This is a genomic window from Variovorax sp. V35 (assembly GCF_041154465.1).
Classification (GTDB): Bacteria; Pseudomonadota; Gammaproteobacteria; order Burkholderiales; family Burkholderiaceae_C; genus Variovorax; species Variovorax boronicumulans.
This window is the reverse complement of record NZ_AP028666.1, coordinates 4,603,353-4,620,840: the sequence shown is the minus strand read 5'-3', so window position 1 is coordinate 4,620,840 and position 17,488 is coordinate 4,603,353. Positions and strand designations below refer to the sequence as shown.

Here is a 17,488-nt window from a genome sequence, read left to right as displayed (position 1 = left end):
GGAGTCCGCCGTGTCCCGAACGATCTTCCCGGCGCTGGCCCTGGCCGCGCTGGCCGCCACGGCCGGCGTCGCGCAGGCCCAGCAGCCGCAGGGCCAGAGCATGGAGGAGCGGCTGCGCGCGCAGCTGCGCACCACCACCACCCAGCTGCAGCAGGCGCAGAACGAGCTGGCCGCGCTCAAGGCCGGCCAGCCCGCGGGCAAGGCCTCCGCGGCACCCGGCGCGGCGCCGGCCGCGTCCGAGCTCGAGACGCTGAAGAAGGAACTGGCCGCCAGCCAGGCCCAGCTCGCTTCCGAGCGCCACGCGCGCGGCCAGGCCAGCGCCGGCAACGCGCAGCTGCGCGAGCAGGCCCAGGCCGCCAGCGAGAAGGCGGGCGCGCAGATCGCGCAGTTCCGCGGCGCCTACGACGAGCTGCTGAAGATGGCGCGCGCCTCCGAGGCCGAACGCCAGCGCCTGGCCGGCGAGGCCGCGCTGCAGCGCACCGCGCTCACGCAGTGCGAGGCCAAGAACACGCAGCTGTATGCCGTCGGGCAAGAGGTGCTGCGCGCCTACGAAACCATGGACGTGGGCAGCGTGCTCGCCTCGCGCCAACCCTTTGCGGCGCAAAGCCGCGTCAAGTACGAACAGATCGCGCAGCAGTACGGCGACAAGCTCTACGAGAGCCGCTTCGACGTGCGCGCCGTGAGCGCGCCGGCGCCTGCGGCTGCTGCATCCGCCACGGAAGGAAAGCCCCAATGAACCCCGCACAAGCCACTCCCGCAGCCGGACTCGGCCGCCGCCTGCGCGCGGCGGCCGGCGTGCTGCTCGTCTCGTCGGTCGGCGTGGCCGCCGCGCAGCAACCCGCCGCGCCCGGCCCCGCCGTGGTCGCGCGCATCGGCGAAGTGACCATCGGCCAGGACGAGATCGAGAAGCTGCTGCAGACCCTGCCCGAGACCGAACGCGCCGCTGTCAAGGCCGACCGCGCGAGCCTCGACGGCTGGCTGCGCCAGCGCCTCGTGAGCGAAGCGCTGCTGCGCGATGCCCGCGCCAAGGGCTGGGCCGACCGGCCCGACGTGAAGGCGAAGATCGACGCCGCCACGCGCGAGATCACCGCGCGCATCGTCGCCTCCAGCTACCTCGAATCCGTGAGCCAGGTGCCCGCGGGCTTCCCCTCGGACGCCGAGGTGAAGGCCGCCTACGACCAGGGCAAGACCGGCTTCAACCTGCCGGCCGCCTACCGCGTGGCGCAGATCTACCTGGCCACGCCCGAGCGCGACCCGGCCGCCATCGCCAAGGTGCGCGACGAAGCGAATCGTCTCGCCAAGCAGGCCCGCAGCGGCGACTTCGCCGCCGTGGCGCGCACCAGCTCGCAGGACCGCCGCAGCGCCGAACGCGGCGGCGAGGTCGACACGCTGCCGCTCGCGCGCATCCTGCCCGAGCTGCGCGACACTGTGGCCAGGCTCAAGCAGGGCCAGGTCAGCGAACCGGTGCAGGCTGAGGCCGGCTTCCACATCGTCAAGCTGCTCGACACCCAGCCCGCGCGCACCGCCACCCTCGAGGAGATGAAGCCGCAACTGCAGGCCGCGCTGCGCCAGCAGCGGCAGCAGCAGCTGGTGCAGGCCTACATGGCCCAGCTGGCGCCGCCGGCGCAACTGAGCATCGACAGCGCCGCGCTCGACGCCGCGCTCAAGAAAACCAACTGAACCCGTTCCCCCTTTTTCCTGAAAGAACAACCACACCATGAACACCACCGCCACGACCCCGGACACCGACGACCAGGCCGCCACGCCGGCGCCTTTCGAGATGCTCGACGCCGTCACGCCCGACCAGGTGTCGGATGCCATCAAGGCCGCCGGCGGCGCCGTCACCGCCATCGAACAGGATGGCGTGGTGCGCCTGCACAGCGCCAGCCACGGCATCGGCTTCCAGGTGCTGTGGGGCAACGCCGTCACCACCACCCAGTACACCGACTTCACCCTGAGCTGCCCGCTGCGCGTGCAGGGCGGCACGCTGCCCGAGGCCGTGCTCGCCGCCTGGCACCGCAGCAAGCGCTTTGCGCGCGTGGCGCAGCACGGCGACTTCGTCGTGCTCGAGATGGACGTCGTCGTGGCCGGCGGCGTCAGCCCCGCCTACCTGGCCTTCGCCGTGCGTCTGTGGATGCAGATGATGGGCGAGTTCTTCCTGCACCTGCGCAACTACGGCCCCGCCGCCGAGACGCGCGGCGACGCGGCGAATGCCGACGCCGCTGCTGCCACCGCCGCCGTCCAGGGTGTGCCCGCCGCCGCGTGATGCCACTGCCCATGCGCGCTGCATCCGGCCTGTCCGTGGACGACCACCACCATCCCTCGCACGACTCGCCCACGGGCCGCGCCATCCAGGCCGCGGCGCGCCAGGCCCAACGCGCGCGCCGCGCCGAGACCGTGCGGCTGCGCCAGCGCGCCGCGCTGCTCGAGCTGCTGGTGCAGACCATGGCGGAGCTGCACATCTCGATGGCCGAGCTCAATGCGGCGCGCAAGGCGCTGGCGCCTGCTTGGCGCCAGGTGGGAGACGGGGGCGCCTCGCTCGATCGCGATCTGGAGCGTTGACGCCATGCGGCGAGGCGACGGAGGGTAGGGCAGAATCGCGCGCCCCACGCTCCCGAAAGGCCGCACCCGTGACGACGCCCGCCCGCTCTGCCCAGATCGCACAGACCACGCCCACGGGCGCCGCCATCGCGGAGAAGGTGGTGCAGGCCTACGACTTCGGCGAGGTCCGGTCGTGCGAGCTGCTGCGGCGCAGCTTCAACCATGTCTACGGCCTGCAGTTTGCCGACGGCCGCCACGCCGTCGCGCGCCTGAGCGCCGACCGCCCGCGCGGCGCCCCCAACATCGGCTACGAAACGGCGCTGCTCGTGCATCTGAAGGCCAGGGGCGTGCCGGTGGCCGGTGCGCTGGCGGCACGCGATGGCGCACATGCTGTCGCGATGGACTTGCCCGAGGGCGAGCGTCCGCTGATCCTGTTCGAGCACCTCGACGGCGACGTGCCCGGCGACGTGCTGCCCGACGTCGAAGCCACCGGCCGCGGCCTGGCACTGCTGCACGAAGCCGCGCAGGACTACCACGGCCCCGCCAGCCGCTACACCCTGGAACTGCCCGACCTGCTGCACGCGTCGCTGGAGCGCCTGCACGCCGCGCCCACCATGACCGACGCGCTGCGCCCGGAGTTCAGCGCCATCGCACGCGCGCTCGAAGCCCGCATCGCCGCGATGCCCGCCCTGACGCGCGTTCACGGGCACGGCGATTGCCACGGCATGAACAACTTCGTGACGGAGGGTCTTGACGGCGTGCGCGTCGCCTCGTTCTTCGACTTCGACGACGCGGGCCCCGGCTGGCTGGCCTACGACCTGTGTGTGTACCTGTGGGCGATGCACCCGCGCACAGTGGGCGGATCGCTCGACGCGACGTCGCTGGCGCGTTGGCGCAGCTACCTGGCGGGCTACCGCAGCGCGCGCCCGTTGGCCTCGGCGGATGTCGAGGCCATCGCTGCCTTCATGGCCGTGCGGCAGTTCTGGCTCATGGGCGAACACGCAGGCCGCATCGCGGTGTGGGGCACGCAGTCGATGCCGACGAGCTGGCTGCGCACGCAGGTGAAGATGTTGACGGCGTGGGCGGAACTGCAGACGCCGGAGTGAGGATTCGGCTCAGGCTTGCGCCACCCAGCCCCTGAAGGCCATGCCTGCATAGAACAGGCGGACGTTGGTGAAACCCGTCTCTTCGAGCAATGCCTCTTCCTGCGCCGGGCTGAGCAGCGTCAGTGTCGAGCCGATCGCGGACGCCGCCTTGCGTGCGTTGTTCGGATCGACACCGGAAGCCGCCGCGAAAGCGACATAGCGCGAGAGCCACAACTCTCGTTCTCCGTCCGCCTGGGGAAAGCTGAGATGCGCCATGACGAACGGCGCACCGGGCTTCAGTCGGCGACGAATTTCCATCAGCGTCGACCTGCGTTCATCGAGCGTCAGGAAGTGCATCGTCAGCAGGCAGGTCGCCGCATCGAACGGGCCTTCGGGTGCGGTGTCGGTGTAGCCGTGGTGCAGCGCGACCCGCTCGGCGAGCGCACCGAGCGTTTCCGCGGCGAGGTCGAGCATGGGCTGCGACGGATCGACGCCGAGGAAATGCCATCGGGGATGTGCCTGCGCGAGCACCTTCAACTCCATGCCACCACCGGCGCCGATGACCAGCACGTGGGCCGCATCCGGCGCGCGTTCGGCGACGAGCAGGGCTGCCATCGTCTGCAGGTCGTGCAGGCCTGGCACCAGGCGGGCGGCTTTCTCGGCGTAGTTGTTGGTGGTGGACGACGTGCTGAAGGCGGGCGAGGGCTGGGACATTTCCACAGTCTATGTGGGCGTCGCGCGCTTCGCCGGAGCAGGGCTGCGGGAGAATCCCGCCAGAAGCGGGCCTCGCCCGAACCCGACGTAGTTTTGCGGAGACCGCCTGCATGTCCATCCCGTCCCTCAGCGTCCGTCGTGCGGTGTCCGACGACGCCGCACGCATCGATGCGCTCTACGGCCAACTGGTCGCAGACGCGGCGCGCTGCGTGCTGCCCGAACGCCTTCAGGCGTTGTCCGAAGACCCGAGGACGGCGCTTCTTGTTGCGGAGATCGACGGCCAGGTGTGCGCCACGGTGCTGGTCTCGCTGTGCGAAGACGTGATGTACGGGCGACAGCCGTTCGCTGTCGTGGAGAACGTCGTCGTCGACGCGGCCGCTCGCAACCGAGGGGTCGGGGTCGCGCTGATGCGGGAGGTCGAGGCGTTCTGCGCGGCGAGCGATTGCTCGAAGATCGTGTTGCTGAGTTCGGTGGAGCGTGAGGACGCCCATCGGTTCTTCGAGCGCTGCGGCTTCGATGGCTGGATCAAGCGCGGGCTCGTCAAATATCGACGGTCCTTTGCTTGAAATCCCGGCCCGGAGCAGGCCTTCGGTCGACCTGCCACAGCCTCAGGCCAGCGTCGATACGCGCTCAGCGCGAGACACCCTCGCGAGCCGCCACGTCATCCCGATCCCCACAACCGTCGCGATCAACCCCACCAGGAACACACTGTCGTGACCGTAGTGGTCGGCAATCAGCCCCGCCATCGGGCCTGTGACGCCGTACGCCAGATCCTGGAACGCCGCGAAGCCGCCGATGGCCGTTCCGCGCAGGTGGGCGGGCACGCGCTTGACGGCCTCCAGTCCCATGGCAGGGAAGACCATCGAGCATCCCATGCCGGTCAGCAGTGCGCCCACCATCGCCACGACGGGATGGGGCGCCAGCCACAGCAGCGCTTGACCCACAGCTTCGATCGCGAGGGAGACCAGCGCGACCTTGGTGCCGCCGATGCGGTCGGGCAAGCGACCCGCCAGCAGACGCACCAGGACGAAGCCCAGGCCGAAGCACGTCAGTCCATAGCCGGCACCCTGCCAGCCATGGGCCAGGAAGTACAGGGGAAAGAATGCGCCCAGGGCGGCGAAGCCGACGCCTTGCAGGCCCACGACCGCGCCTTGCTTCCAGATGAGTCCCAGCACATCCGAGAACGGTGCGCGGCGCCCTTGTGCAGACATGGCGGGCGCGATGGACCACAGCATCGCGCCGCTGACCAGCGGCAGGGCGATGCTGCCCGCCATCAGGCCGGCGAAGCCGAGCCTTTCCAGCAGCCAGAGGCCCAGGGGCCCGCCCACTGCAAATGCGCCATACATGCCGGTGCCGACGAGCGCCATGACCTGCCCGGACCGCGCGGGGCCCATGGCCGCCATCGCCCAGCCCAGCATGCCGACGAGCGCGAAGCTTTCGCCGAGGCCCAGCACGAGACGTCCCACCAGAAGAACCAGGTACGCGCCGACGTCATGGCCCAGCACGGGCAGCGAGGAGGCCCAGCACAGGAGCGATGCCGCCGCATAGAGGACAAGGCCCCGGAACATGGCGACCTTGCCGCCGCGTTCGTCAGCCAGCCGACCCGCCCAGCCGCGACTCAGGATGGTGGACAGGAAAGCAATGCCGACGCCCAGGCCGGACGCGACATTACCCATGCCCAGCGTCTGAGACACGTGAAGCGTCACAGCCGGCATCGACATCGCGACAGACAGGTAGGCGAGAAATAGCGCGAGGGTCATCCAGACCAACGTGCGCAGGGAAGAAGAGTTTGTTTGGACGTTCGTCATCGAGCGCCGCTCCTTGAGTTTTCAAAGGCGGCACCAGCCGGTCGAATGGGCGGGACGATGAGCACCGAAGCGACCCACGCGCACCGCCAGTCGGCATGCGGGTGCCACTGGTGATGCGTTGGTTGACGTAAACGCTTACGGCGGGATGGAGCTCTGAACAGGTCAGAGTCGATTTTTGCAGCGGCGATTCTAGCAACGTGATCGAGAACAGATCATCCGTTCGCGGACGTCGCCCCCGGTCTTCACGTGCCTGCCGCTCGCCGGCGCTTCCTGTCCGGCTACAGTCGGACGGCTCCATGTCCCTGACCCTATGAACAGCATCACTCCCTGCGATCCCGCCCGAACGGCGCGGCGCTTCGCTGCACTCCCTCTCCTGTCGACGCCCACCCTGACGGTGGAGCGCACATAGCCATGCACGAAATCATCTGCCCCCATTGCAGCAAGGCATTCAAGATCGACGAAGCCGGTTACGCGGACATCCTGAAGCAGGTGCGCGACGGCGATTTCGAGAAGCAGCTGCACGAGCGGCTGGAACTGGCCGAGCGCGACAAGCGCGCCGCCGTCGAACTTGCCCAGACCCGGGCCGCCGGCGAACTGCAGAAGGCCGCTGCCGCCAAGGACGGCGAGATCCAGGAACTCAAGGCGAAGCTCGAGGCCGGCGATGTCGCGCGCAAGCTGGCCGTGAGCGAGGCCCTGGGCGCCGTGGAGCGGGAGCGCGACGCGCTCGCCAACGAGCTTGAAAAGGCCAAGCAGGACAAGCTGGCCGCCACCGCGCTCGCCGAGGCACGGCACGTGGGCGAGCTGCAGAAGAGCGCCGCCGCTAAGGACGTGGAAATCCAGGAACTGAAGGCCCGGCTCGACGCCATCGAGGTGGCGAAGAAGCTCGCGATCAGCGAGGCCGTCAGTGTGGTCGAGAAGGAGCGGGACCAGTGGAAGAGCGGCCTCGAGCGGGCGGAGCTCGAGAAGCAGCTCGCCGAGAAGTCGCTCAAGGACAAGTACGAAACGCAGATCAAGGACCGCGACGACGCGATCGAGCGGCTGCGCGACATGAAGGCGCGCCTGTCGACCAAGATGGTGGGCGAGACCCTGGAGCAGCACTGCGAGACCGAGTTCAACCGCATCCGGTCGATGGCGTTTCCCCGCGCCTACTTCGAGAAGGACAACGACGCGCGCACGGGCAGCAAGGGCGACTACATCTTCCGCGACGCGGACGAGGCGGGCACCGAGATCGTCTCGATCATGTTCGAGATGAAGAACGAGAACGACCGCACGGCCACGAAGAACAGGAACGAAGACTTCCTGAAGGAACTCGACAAGGACCGCACCGAGAAGGGCTGCGAGTACGCGGTGCTGGTGTCGCTGCTCGAGCCCGACAACGAGCTCTACAACACCGGGATCGTCGATGTGTTCCATCGCTACCCGAAGATGTATGTCGTGCGCCCGCAGTTCTTCCTGCCCATCATCACGCTGCTGCGCAATGCGGCGATGAATTCGCTCAAGTACAAGTCGGAGCTGGCGCTGGTGAAGGCGCAGAACATCGACATCACGAAGTTCGAGACCGAGCTGGAGACCTTCAAGGCCGCCTTCGGCAGGAACTACGACCTGGCCCACGGCCACTTCCAGAAGGCGATCGCGGAGATCGACAAGTCGATCGATCACCTGCAGAAGACCAAGGAAGCGCTGCTCGGCACCGACCGCAATCTGCGCCTTGCGAACGACAAGGCGCAGGACGTGACGATCAAGAAGCTGACGCGCGGCAACCCGACGATGGCGGCCAAGTTCGCCGAACTCAAGAAGCTCGGGTCTTCCGAGACGGAATGAGCCAGGCGCAGGCGCTACCCAGGAAACACATGAACAACATCACCATCGACTACCGTCAGGACGTGCCCCTGGACCCGGCCGACGTCGCCCGCGTCTTCGACCGCTCCGGCATCAAGCGCCCCACGAACGATCTCGCCCGGATCGCGCGGATGTTCGCCGCGCCCAGCCTCCTGCTGTCGGCCTGGGTCGACAACGAGCTGGTGGGGCTGTCGCGGTCGCTGACCGACCACGCGTACTGCTGCTACCTGTCGGACCTGGCGGTGGACAAGAAGTACCAGGGCCATGGCATCGGCCGGGAACTCGTGAAGCGCACGCAGGCCATCATCGGCGACGAGGTGTCGCTGATCCTGCTGTCTGCGCCCGACGCGATGTCTTACTACCCGACGCTTGGCTTCGAGCTGGCGCAGAACGCGTACGTCATCCGGCGCAAACGCTAGAAGCCGCTACGGCGAGCGCCGTGACCCCGCCAGCCCGGCCTTCGCATCCAGCAGATGCCCGAGCGGCAGCGCCGTCTCCGACTTGATCTCGCGCAGCACGATGCTCGAGCGCACGTGCGTCACGCCGGGCAGGCTGAACAGCACCTCGTGCAGGAAGCGCTCGTAGTGCTTCATGTCGGGCACGGTCACGTTGAGGATGTAGTCCGCGGGCCCGGTCGCCGACACGCAGCGGATGATCTGCGGGCTTGCGGCCACGACTTCTTCGAAGCGTTGCACCATCGCCTCGCTGTGGCGGTCGAGGTTCACCTCGGCCACGGCCGACACGTGCAGGCCCACGTGTTCGGGATCGACGAGCGCGGTGTAGCCGCGGATGACGCCGGCCGCCTCCATGTCCTTGATGCGCTTCCAGCAGGGTGTGGGCGACAGGCCAACGGCCTCGGAAATCTGCTGCACGGTCTGCCGGCCGTCATGCTGCAGTGCAGAAAGAATCTTGAGGCAATGCTCGTCAAGAGAAACAGAACCGACGTTCATCGTGATTTTCGAGTGGATTCTTCTTCAAACAAGGGTCTGCGCCAGTGTATTGAAGAAACACTTACTTGGGGGAGCGCCGAACAATTCCGGGCATGAACGCCCCACTTGAAGCGACCGCACTCCGACGGCCCGACTACCAACTCTCCGACAACCTCTGGGCCGATGCCGGCTCGGTTTTCCTCACCGGTACGCAGGCGCTGATCCGCATCCTGGCGATGCAGAAACAGCGCGACGCGGCACGCGGCCTGCACACGCAGGGCTTCGTCAGCGGCTACCGCGGCTCGCCGCTGGGCATGGTCGACCAAGCCATCTGGAAGGCCGGCGAGCGCTTCAAGAAGACCGGCATCCGCTTCGTTCCTGCCGTGAACGAGGAGCTCGCAGCCACGCAGGTCCTGGGCACGCAGCGTGTCGAATCCGACCCCGAGCGCACCGTCGATGGCGTGTACGCCATGTGGTACGGCAAGGGCCCGGGCGTGGACCGCGCGGGCGATGCGCTCAAGCACGGCAATGCGTACGGCTCGTCGCCGCGCGGCGGCGTGCTGGTGGTGGCGGGCGACGACCACGGCTGCGTGTCGTCGTCGATGCCGCACCAGAGCGACCACGCCTTCATGGCCTGGCGCATGCCCGTGATGCAGCCTGCCAGCGTGGCCGAGTACCTGGAGTTCGGCCTGTACGGCTACGAGCTGTCGCGCTACTCGGGCGCGTGGGTCGGCATGGCGGCGCTGTCCGAAATCGTCGAGAGCGCGGGCACCGTGGACCTCGATGCGGTGAACGCGCGCGTGGCCGCCTGGGAAGACGCCGACGCCGTGCGCGCCGCCACCGGCCACGCCGCGCCGCCCGACGGCCTGCACTACCGCTGGCCCGACCTGCCGTCGCTGCGCATCGAGTCGCGGCTGGAAGACAAGCTCGCGGCCGTGGCCGCCTTCACCCGGCGCAACAGCATCGACCGCCATGTCATCGTGAGCCCGCATGCCAAGGTGGGCATCGTCACCTGCGGCAAGGCGCACCACGACCTGATGGAGGTGCTGCGCCGGCTCGAACTCTCGCCCGATCAGCTCGCGCGCGCCGGTGTGCGGCTGTACAAGGTGGGCCTGAGCTTTCCGGTCGAGCAGACGCGCCTCAAGGAATTCGCGCGCGGGCTTGGCGAGATCCTCATCGTGGAAGAGAAGGGCGCGGTGGTCGAGACGCAGCTGCGCGACATCTTCTACAACGCGCCGCCCGAGGCGCGCCCCGTGCTCGTGGGCAAGCACGACCACGCGGGCCAGCCGCTGGTGTCGGCGCTCGGCGAGCTGCGGCCGTCGCGCCTCATCGAGCTGGTCGCACACTGGCTGGCCGCGCACTTTCCGGAGAACCACGACCTGGGTGATCACCTGCAGCATGTGCGCGACTTCACGCCGCCCGAGCTGCTGGCCAACGCGAGCGATGCGGTCAAGCGCCTGCCGTACTTCTGCGCCGGCTGCCCGCACAACACCAGCACCAAGGTGCCTGAAGGCTCGACGGCGCGCGCGGGTATCGGCTGCCACTTCATGGCCAACTGGATGGACCGCAGCACGGCGGGCCTGATCCAGATGGGCGGCGAGGGCGTCGACTGGATCTCGCACGCGATGTTCACGAAGACGCCGCACGTGTTCCAGAACCTGGGCGACGGCACCTACTACCACTCGGGCTACCTCGCGATCCGCCAGGCCGTGGCGGCCAAGGCCACGCTCACCTACAAGATCCTGTTCAACGACGCGGTCGCGATGACGGGCGGCCAGCCGGTCGACGGCGTCATCAGCGTGGACGCCATTGCGCGGCAGGTGGAGTCGGAGGGCGTCACCAAGGTGGTGGTGGTGAGCGATGCCATCCATCACTACGACGCCATCAAGAACAAGTTTCCGGCGGGCACCGAGTTTCACGACCGCGCCGCGCTCGACGAGGTGCAGCGCCGCCTGCGCGAGATGCCCGGCGTGACCGTGCTCATCTACGAGCAGACCTGCGCCGCAGAGAAGCGCCGTCGCCGCAAGAAGGGCGAGCTGGCCGATCCGCCCAAACGCCTGTTCATCAACGAGGCCGTGTGCGAAGGCTGCGGCGACTGCACCGTGCAGAGCAACTGCGTGGCCGTGCTGCCGCACGAAACGCCGATGGGCCGCAAGCGCAAGATCGACCAGACCAGCTGCAACAAGGACTACTCCTGCGCCAAGGGTTTCTGCCCCAGCTTCGTGGGTGTCACCGGCGGCAAGCTGCGCCGCAAGAGCGGGGCGCTCGCGGCCGGGCGCGATGCCTTCCTGCACCGCGTGGGCGCGCTCGCGCATCCCGCGCCGCACGCATGGACCGGCCCGTACGACCTGCTCGTGACCGGCGTGGGTGGCACCGGCGTGGTGACGGTGGGCGCGGTCATCGCGATGGCCGCGCACCTCGAGGCCAAGTCGGCCAGCGTGCTCGACTTCATGGGCTTCGCGCAGAAGGGCGGCTCGGTGCTGAGCTTCGTGCGGCTGGCCGACACGCCCGAGCGGCTGAACCAGGTGCGCATCGACACGCAGCAGGCCGACGCCATCCTCGCGTGCGACGTGGTGGTGGGCGCCTCGGCCGACGCGCTGCAGACCGTGCGGCACGGGCGCACGCGCGTGCTCGCGAACATCCACGAGATTCCGGTGGCCGAGTCGCTGCGCAACCCCGATGCCGACCTGCATGTCGACCTGCTGCTGGAGAAGATGCGCTTCGTCGCGGGCGAGGAACAGGTCGAGACCTTCGATGCGCAGAGCCTGGCTGAGGAGTTCCTGGGCGACACGCTGGCCGCGAACATCGTGGCAACCGGCTATGCGTGGCAGCGCGGCCTCGTGCCGCTGAGCCTCGAAGCGCTCATGCACGCGATCGAACTCAACGGCGTGGCCGTGGCGGCCAACCAGTCGGCGTTCTCGCTGGGGCGGCTCGCGGCGGGCGACCCTGCGGCGCTTGACCAGTTGCGTGCGGCACCGGTCGAGGCTGCGGCGCACCAGGTCGACGACCGCCCGCTGGAAACGCTGCTCGCCGATGCGCGCCGCCATCTCACCGGCTACCAGAACGCCGCGTGGGCCGCGCGCTTCGAGCAACGCATTCGCGCACTGCAGGCGGTCGAGTCCGCACTGCCGGGCGGCGATGCGAGCCTGCCTTTCACGCGCAACGCCGCGCGCAGCCTCTTGAAGCTCATGAGCTACAAGGACGAGTACGAGGTCGCGCGCTTGTACACCGACGGTGCGTTTCTGCAGAAGCTGAAGGACCAGTTCGAAGGCGACCTGAAGCTCGAGTTCCACATGGCGCCGCCGCTGCTCTCGCGCCCCGCGCACGGACAGGCACCCGCCAAGGTGCGCCTCGGTGGATGGATGCTGCCGGCGATGAAATGGCTGGCCCACGGCAAGCGCCTGCGCGGCACGCCCTTCGACCTGTTCGGCCACACGGCGGAGCGCCGCACCGAGCGCGCGTTGATCGATCACTTCGACCGCCTGCTGCAGGAGATGGCCACCGCGCTGACCCCCGACAACCAGCCGACCGCCGCACGCATCGCGGCGCTGCCGCTGTCGGTGCGCGGCTTCGGCCATGTGAAGCTGGCGAACCTGGATTCGGCGCGCCTGCGCGAGGCCGAGTTGCTGCACCGCTTTGCGCCGTCGCGCTACGCGAAGCCGGTGGACGCGCCCAGCGCCGGGCAGATTCGGGGCATCGCCATCGTGGCCAGCGCCCGGTAGTGGGCGCGGGTGGCGCGCGTGAGTTGCTCGGCTACGATCATTGCCGAAGCACTCACGCCCGCCACACCCCGACGATCACAGGACCCATGCGCGCCTTCCTCTACTACGCCCTGATGCTCCTGCTCGGATATGCCTGGTACAGGTACGGACAGAAGCTGCTGCGAAAGGGCTATCGCGATGAGAAGGGCGAACTCACCCAGGGGCTCGTCGGGCCCGTCGGATTCCTGCTGACCGCTGGCGTGACCTGCTACCTCTTCTTCGCCATGCTGCGCGCCCTGGTCCGGGGCGAGGTGCCCTGCGTCGGAAAGGGTTGCGTGGGGCAGGTCTACACGCTGGCGGCGCATGCGGGCGACTACTGGGCCAACCTGTTCTTCCTGGCGTGGTGCGTGCTGGGCTTGGGCTATGCGATGTACGTGACGCTCAGGATCTGGTTCCGGGCCTAGCCCGCGCAGTGCATGCAGCCGGCTCCCGCGCCAGCATCTCGACGACCAAAGCAATGAACCACTGGTGCCCGGTCAGACCTTGCGCGCTTCGGGCAGATTGCGCTGCAGATCGGGCTGAAAAAGGAGTGAAGGTCTGCTGGTGAGTTGACTTTCGTCACTTTCGGCCGGCGGCGCATGACCCTAACATGCGCGCCATGAGCATTCCTGTGTCGACCCGGGCATCAGCCATCCTGATCGTGGACGACCACGACCTGGTGCGCCTGGGCGTGCGTGCCTTGCTCCAGGCGCAGGCTTCGCCCGACGGGCCGGCGGTCGAGGTCTTCGAAGCCAGCAGCATGGCGCAGGCACTGGCTGTGTATGAGCGCTCTCAGGCGAGCATCGGGTTGGTGTTGCTCGATCTGGCACTTCCTGACACACGAGGCCTGAGCGGCGTGTCCGTTTTTCTCCAGCGTTATCCGCAGGCCCGCGTGGTCGCGTTGTCGGGCGCCGGCGCCACCGCGCTGGCCCAGAACGCCATTGCGCAAAGTGCGTTGGCTCAGGGCGCCAGCGCGTTCTTGCCGAAATCGGCCAACCTCAAGGAGGTCGTGAGCTTCATCCGTGCCTGCGGCCTGCTCGGGAGAGACGTTGTCGATGGCCTGCCAGGTACGTCCAGGTGGGTTGCGCGGGCACCCCGCCGTGCCGCTGGTGGCGCCCTGAGTTCGCTGACAGGAAGCCAGGCGCGTGTGCTGCAGATGATTCTCGAAGGCAAGTCCAACAAGGAGATCGCACTGTTGGCCGAGTTGCGCGAAGGCACGGTGAAGAACTATGTTTCGACGATCCTCTTGCTGTTCGGTGTGCAATCGCGCGCGGAACTGATCAGCAGCCTGCGTTGATTCACCGGAGGAGGTGCAACGCGATCGTCGAAGAAACAAGAACGAAGGGCCAATTCATGAATGACGCTGCCCGATCGATGCATCAGGCCCCGGCGGCCGCCGATCTGGACCATCGGGTGCTCCGCGAACACGTGGCCTCGGTGTATGCCGCGCACACGACGGCCACCTGTGCGCACATCGGCTTCGCCATTGCCATTGGCATCTTCGGCTACTTCAACATCGATTCGACCCACCACCTGCTGGTGATCGGTATGGTCGCCGCCGTCGTGTCGATGAATCTGTATGCCTTGCTTGCGCCGCGGTGGACGCCGGATGTCCCCTTGTCCGAAAGCCACCATTGGGCGCGCCGCTACACGTGGATCGTCACGCTGGTCAGCGTGACCACGGCGCTGCCATGCGCCTTGTTCCTCGTGCTCATCCAGAGCCCGGCAATGACGACCGTTGTGATCGTCGTGATCATGGTCAGCTGGACCCGGGCCATTCAGGCCCGTTGGCCGATCAAGGGGGCCATGTTCGGCTGCGGCATCCCCGTGATGGGCGGGCTGATTCTTGCCTTGATCTGGCACGGTGGCATGCTGCACTGGTTTCTGGCGCTCTTCAGTTTCGCCAATCTGGTACTGACACTGCACGAAGGGGTGAAGCAGAACAAGCGGCTGACAGCCTCCTTGATGTTGCAGTTCGAGAACGAGATGCTCGCCGCACAGTTGCGCGAACGCATCGCCGCCGTGGAGCGAGCCAGCGCGGAAAAGACCCGCTTTCTTGCCGCGGCCAGTCACGACCTGCGCCAGCCGATGCATGCCATTGCACTGTTCGGCGCGGCCATGGAAACCGCACTGCACGACCATCCTGAAAGAACGAATGCCAAACGCCTGATGCGCGCCGTCGACGCGCTCGGCGCGTCGCTGGACACCATGCTCGACGTGTCCCATCTCGATGCAGGCGTCGTCGTGTCTGAACCGCAGGCCCTGGAACTCGATGCGCTGCTTCTTGTCCTCAACCAGACCTTCACCCCCTACGCTGAACAGAAGGGCCTGCAATTGCGCGTCCGTGCCAGTGGCATGTGGGTGCGCAGCGACATCCAGCTGCTGTTTCGCCTGCTTTCGAATCTGGTCGACAACGCCTTGAAGTACACCCACGAGGGCGGTGTGAGCGTGGTCGCGCGGCGGCGAGGAGACAAGGTGTGGCTGGAGGTTCGCGACACCGGCGTCGGCATTGCGCCTGAGCAGTTGAGCCGCATCTTCGAGGAGTTCTATCAGGTCGACAACCCGGGCCGCGACCGGGCGCGCGGACTCGGAATCGGGCTGTCGATCGTCCAGCGGCTGTCGCACCTGATGTCTCACCCGATCGAGGTGCACTCGCGACCGGGACGTGGCACGCATTTCCGCGTGGTCCTGCCGCAAGCCGAGGCAGCGATCACCGCACCGGCCGAGCTGCTGCTCGATGAACTGGAGATGCCCGCGCATCGCAGCCTTGCTGCACCGAACCTGCACGGGCCGGTGCTGCTGATCGACGACGAAGCGGAGATTCGCCTGGCCATGGCGGCACTGCTGCGCGCGCACGCCGTCGATGTGGTGGCTGTGACGGACGAATCGCATGCGGTCGAAGCATTGATGCACCCGGATGCGAAAAGCCTTCCGTTCTCGATGCTCTTGTGCGACTACCGGCTGGCCGACGGGGGAGATGGACTCGAGGTCGGCCTGCGCTTGCTCGAGCGCTTTCAGCTCGACATTCCCCTTCTACTGATAACTGGCGAGACAGCCCCGCAGCAACTGCGGCGTGCACAGTCATCGGGGGTGCCGATGCTGTTCAAGCCGGTGAGCGCCGCTGCGCTCCTGCAGGCGATGGCGGAATTGACATCCGTCACGGGGCAGGCACGGATCTTTTCTCCGGCGACCCGCTACTTCAGAGACCCGTCGCCGGTTACCTGATTGTCTGCGGTGTCATTGCCACGGCGCTGTTCGCCTGGTGGGCCGATTCCAGTTTCAGAGACGCCTTGCCAAGACGTTTCTTTTCAAAGTCAGGTGAGAAAAATAGATCGGGAAGGAAAATCCCGAATCGTCACGTGCATCCTCTCGATATTGGAAAGAGAAGACGCCGTCTCTCTTCCGATCTCATGGTTCCCATTAGTCATAACTGCCTCACAAACAAATATCAAATTCCCATAGCTTTCAGGTTGTGTGACTTTCGGCATGGGGAAATTTCTCCCGCCAGCCATACAAACGTCGACGGCGATCTGACGGGCCACGTTGGGAGTCCCGATCGCCATGGACAACGTTGCCATATCGGCAGCATTGGCTTCGACAAAATTGAAAGGCAAGGGAATGAAATTCAGAAAATCTGCAGTGGCTGCTGCAACGGCAGTCGCCTTGATGCTTGCGGCATGTGGGGGTGGCAGCGGGGGCGGAGGTGGAGGTGGCTTCCCCGTGGGGCTTATCGGGCCTGGAACGGACGACCCCGGAACACAAGGGCCTGGAACACAAGGCCCTGGAACGCAAGGGCCCGGGACGCAGGGGCCTGGAACGCCAGGCCCAGGAACGCAAGAACCTGGAACCCAGGAACCCGGAACACCTGCACCCGCGCAATATGAGACGCTCCCGTCCGCCTGGGACGGGGACAAGGATTCCTACATTGCATCCGTGCCGGCCGTCGTGCAGCAACTGAACGACCAGGGCGCCAAGGGCAGTGTCCGCATGCGCCCCGTGGGAAGCAATTCGCTGTATGTCAATCCGCAAGCCACCAACCACAAATACAGCTACAAGGAATTCACGCTCACCTTCTCCGGTCGCGATGGCTGGGACGGGGCCAGCAACGCGCTGCTGCAGCGGTTGGAAGACGAGGGCGCCAAGGGCTATGTGCTGCACCACCTGGTGGGGGAGACGCACACCCTGGACGATTCCCTCAACGCCATCCGCAAGGCCAGCTTCATCCTGGTCAAGAACGAAAGTCAGCCCGTCACCTACACCTATCGGAAGTTCAGCTTCGATCTGATGATGCCGGCAGACTTCATCGCCCAGTTGAATGCGTGGGGACAGGAAGGCTATCGCTTCCTGAATACGGAGCTGGGTCTCAGCCCGAGCGTGAATGCGATCGTCGTCAAAAGCTCTGCAGCCGCAGGGGCGACCTACAGTTACGCGTTCGAACCCATCGTCTCCGATCCCAAGCCGCAACTCACCAGCCGCGGTCAAAGCGGATTCCGCTACAGGGGCTATTTCGAGTACTTTGCGAACCGCAGCGGACAGCCCGTCCGAGGCGTTTTCAATACCTACGAACTCGACAGCAGCAAGCCCGCGGCGGTGGCCTATCGCTTCTCGGATGAAATGCCTGGAGGCCCGGTCGATATCAATACGACCGAAGGACTCGCGCGACTTAATGACCAGGCGAGCCAAGGATTTTTCTACGCCGGCCTGAGTGTTCCTACCGGAGCGAGCGGGGGCGCCGCGATGTTCTTCGCCGACTATGCGGTCTATGTTCAGGGCGCATTGCTGGCGGACCTCAATCGCGGAGGCGCCGTTCTTTTCCCCTAGACATCTGGCAT

The 17,488-nt window shown here is 66.9% G+C and carries 16 protein-coding genes; 13 read left to right on the top strand and 3 right to left on the bottom strand.

Going from position 1 to position 17,488, the window contains the following annotated elements; genetic code table 11:
- The first annotated feature begins 10 nt into the window (after positions 1–10).
- The 5 genes from ACAM42_RS21365 (at position 11) to ACAM42_RS21345 (ending at position 3,647) form a co-directional block, all read left to right on the top strand.
- Entirely contained in the window at positions 11–736 is a 726-nt protein-coding gene (locus ACAM42_RS21365) for a hypothetical protein (RefSeq protein ID WP_369629308.1), read from the top strand.
- On the top strand, positions 733–1,680 hold the full coding sequence (locus ACAM42_RS21360; protein ID WP_369629307.1) for a peptidylprolyl isomerase: 948 nt from the start codon (positions 733–735) through the stop codon (positions 1,678–1,680). Before ACAM42_RS21365 ends, ACAM42_RS21360 begins: the two co-directional genes overlap by 4 nt.
- A gap of 37 nt (positions 1,681–1,717) precedes the next feature.
- Positions 1,718–2,266 (top strand): YbjN domain-containing protein, encoded by a 549-nt coding sequence (locus ACAM42_RS21355; RefSeq protein WP_369629306.1) that lies wholly within the window; start codon positions 1,718–1,720, stop codon positions 2,264–2,266.
- Between the two features lie 11 nt (positions 2,267–2,277).
- A complete protein-coding gene (locus ACAM42_RS21350; RefSeq protein ID WP_070061194.1) occupies positions 2,278–2,562 on the top strand; it encodes a hypothetical protein in 285 nt (94 codons plus the stop codon).
- Positions 2,563–2,630: 68 nt separating this feature from the next.
- Positions 2,631–3,647: a phosphotransferase enzyme family protein gene (locus ACAM42_RS21345; protein WP_369629305.1), complete on the top strand. Its 1,017-nt coding sequence runs from the start codon at positions 2,631–2,633 to the stop codon at positions 3,645–3,647.
- A 9-nt stretch (positions 3,648–3,656) separates the two neighbouring features.
- Here ACAM42_RS21345 and ACAM42_RS21340 read toward each other — a convergent pair whose 3' ends face one another.
- Complete coding sequence (locus ACAM42_RS21340; protein ID WP_369629304.1) at positions 3,657–4,340, bottom strand: class I SAM-dependent methyltransferase; 684 nt, start codon at positions 4,338–4,340, stop codon at positions 3,657–3,659.
- A 110-nt stretch (positions 4,341–4,450) separates the two neighbouring features.
- Between ACAM42_RS21340 and ACAM42_RS21335 the strand changes: the two genes are divergently transcribed.
- Positions 4,451–4,906 (top strand): GNAT family N-acetyltransferase, encoded by a 456-nt coding sequence (locus ACAM42_RS21335; protein WP_369629303.1) that lies wholly within the window; start codon positions 4,451–4,453, stop codon positions 4,904–4,906.
- A 42-nt stretch (positions 4,907–4,948) separates the two neighbouring features.
- On the opposite strand, the gene ACAM42_RS21330 is transcribed toward ACAM42_RS21335, so the two are convergent.
- On the bottom strand, positions 4,949–6,148 hold the full coding sequence (locus tag ACAM42_RS21330) for an MFS transporter (protein WP_369629302.1): 1,200 nt from the start codon (positions 6,146–6,148) through the stop codon (positions 4,949–4,951).
- A gap of 411 nt (positions 6,149–6,559) precedes the next feature.
- Between ACAM42_RS21330 and ACAM42_RS21325 the strand changes: the two genes are divergently transcribed.
- On the top strand, positions 6,560–7,969 hold the full coding sequence (locus ACAM42_RS21325) for a DUF2130 domain-containing protein (RefSeq protein ID WP_095745864.1): 1,410 nt from the start codon (positions 6,560–6,562) through the stop codon (positions 7,967–7,969).
- Between the two features lie 29 nt (positions 7,970–7,998).
- Positions 7,999–8,406 carry a GNAT family N-acetyltransferase gene (locus ACAM42_RS21320; protein ID WP_369629301.1) on the top strand — a complete coding sequence of 136 codons (408 nt, stop codon included), beginning with the start codon at positions 7,999–8,001 and terminating at the stop codon, positions 8,404–8,406.
- 6 nt (positions 8,407–8,412) lie between these two features.
- On the opposite strand, the gene ACAM42_RS21315 is transcribed toward ACAM42_RS21320, so the two are convergent.
- Positions 8,413–8,937, bottom strand: coding sequence for an Lrp/AsnC family transcriptional regulator (locus ACAM42_RS21315; protein ID WP_369629300.1), 525 nt, complete (start codon positions 8,935–8,937; stop codon positions 8,413–8,415).
- 92 nt (positions 8,938–9,029) lie between these two features.
- On the opposite strand from ACAM42_RS21315, the gene ACAM42_RS21310 reads away from it, so the two are divergent.
- The 5 genes from ACAM42_RS21310 (at position 9,030) to ACAM42_RS21290 (ending at position 17,477) form a co-directional block, all read left to right on the top strand.
- On the top strand, positions 9,030–12,638 hold the full coding sequence (locus ACAM42_RS21310; protein WP_369629299.1) for an indolepyruvate ferredoxin oxidoreductase family protein: 3,609 nt from the start codon (positions 9,030–9,032) through the stop codon (positions 12,636–12,638).
- Between the two features lie 86 nt (positions 12,639–12,724).
- Positions 12,725–13,081 carry a hypothetical protein gene (locus ACAM42_RS21305; RefSeq protein WP_159271376.1) on the top strand — a complete coding sequence of 119 codons (357 nt, stop codon included), beginning with the start codon at positions 12,725–12,727 and terminating at the stop codon, positions 13,079–13,081.
- Between the two features lie 194 nt (positions 13,082–13,275).
- Entirely contained in the window at positions 13,276–13,953 is a 678-nt protein-coding gene (locus ACAM42_RS21300; RefSeq protein WP_260684864.1) for a response regulator transcription factor, read from the top strand.
- Positions 13,954–14,009: 56 nt separating this feature from the next.
- Positions 14,010–15,881, top strand: a complete 1,872-nt coding sequence (locus tag ACAM42_RS21295; protein ID WP_369629298.1) for a hybrid sensor histidine kinase/response regulator — start codon at positions 14,010–14,012, stop codon at positions 15,879–15,881.
- 708 nt (positions 15,882–16,589) lie between these two features.
- On the top strand, positions 16,590–17,477 hold the full coding sequence (locus ACAM42_RS21290) for a hypothetical protein (RefSeq protein ID WP_369629297.1): 888 nt from the start codon (positions 16,590–16,592) through the stop codon (positions 17,475–17,477).
- Positions 17,478–17,488: the final 11 nt, after the last annotated feature.

What these genes read in the sequence shown, in the direction of transcription:
- ACAM42_RS21360 (WP_369629307.1), top strand. Translation starts at nt 733, where the DNA reads ATGAACCCCGCACAAGCCACTCCCGCAGCCGGACTCGGCCGCCGCCTG.
- ACAM42_RS21355 (WP_369629306.1), top strand. Translation starts at nt 1,718, where the DNA reads ATGAACACCACCGCCACGACCCCGGACACCGACGACCAGGCCGCCACG.
- ACAM42_RS21350 (WP_070061194.1), top strand. Translation starts at nt 2,278, where the DNA reads ATGCGCGCTGCATCCGGCCTGTCCGTGGACGACCACCACCATCCCTCG.
- ACAM42_RS21340 (WP_369629304.1), bottom strand. Translation starts at nt 4,340, where the DNA reads ATGTCCCAGCCCTCGCCCGCCTTCAGCACGTCGTCCACCACCAACAAC.
- ACAM42_RS21335 (WP_369629303.1), top strand. Translation starts at nt 4,451, where the DNA reads ATGTCCATCCCGTCCCTCAGCGTCCGTCGTGCGGTGTCCGACGACGCC.
- ACAM42_RS21330 (WP_369629302.1), bottom strand. Translation starts at nt 6,148, where the DNA reads ATGACGAACGTCCAAACAAACTCTTCTTCCCTGCGCACGTTGGTCTGG.
- ACAM42_RS21325 (WP_095745864.1), top strand. Translation starts at nt 6,560, where the DNA reads ATGCACGAAATCATCTGCCCCCATTGCAGCAAGGCATTCAAGATCGAC.
- ACAM42_RS21320 (WP_369629301.1), top strand. Translation starts at nt 7,999, where the DNA reads ATGAACAACATCACCATCGACTACCGTCAGGACGTGCCCCTGGACCCG.
- ACAM42_RS21315 (WP_369629300.1), bottom strand. Translation starts at nt 8,937, where the DNA reads ATGAACGTCGGTTCTGTTTCTCTTGACGAGCATTGCCTCAAGATTCTT.
- ACAM42_RS21310 (WP_369629299.1), top strand. Translation starts at nt 9,030, where the DNA reads ATGAACGCCCCACTTGAAGCGACCGCACTCCGACGGCCCGACTACCAA.
- ACAM42_RS21305 (WP_159271376.1), top strand. Translation starts at nt 12,725, where the DNA reads ATGCGCGCCTTCCTCTACTACGCCCTGATGCTCCTGCTCGGATATGCC.
- ACAM42_RS21300 (WP_260684864.1), top strand. Translation starts at nt 13,276, where the DNA reads ATGAGCATTCCTGTGTCGACCCGGGCATCAGCCATCCTGATCGTGGAC.
- ACAM42_RS21295 (WP_369629298.1), top strand. Translation starts at nt 14,010, where the DNA reads ATGAATGACGCTGCCCGATCGATGCATCAGGCCCCGGCGGCCGCCGAT.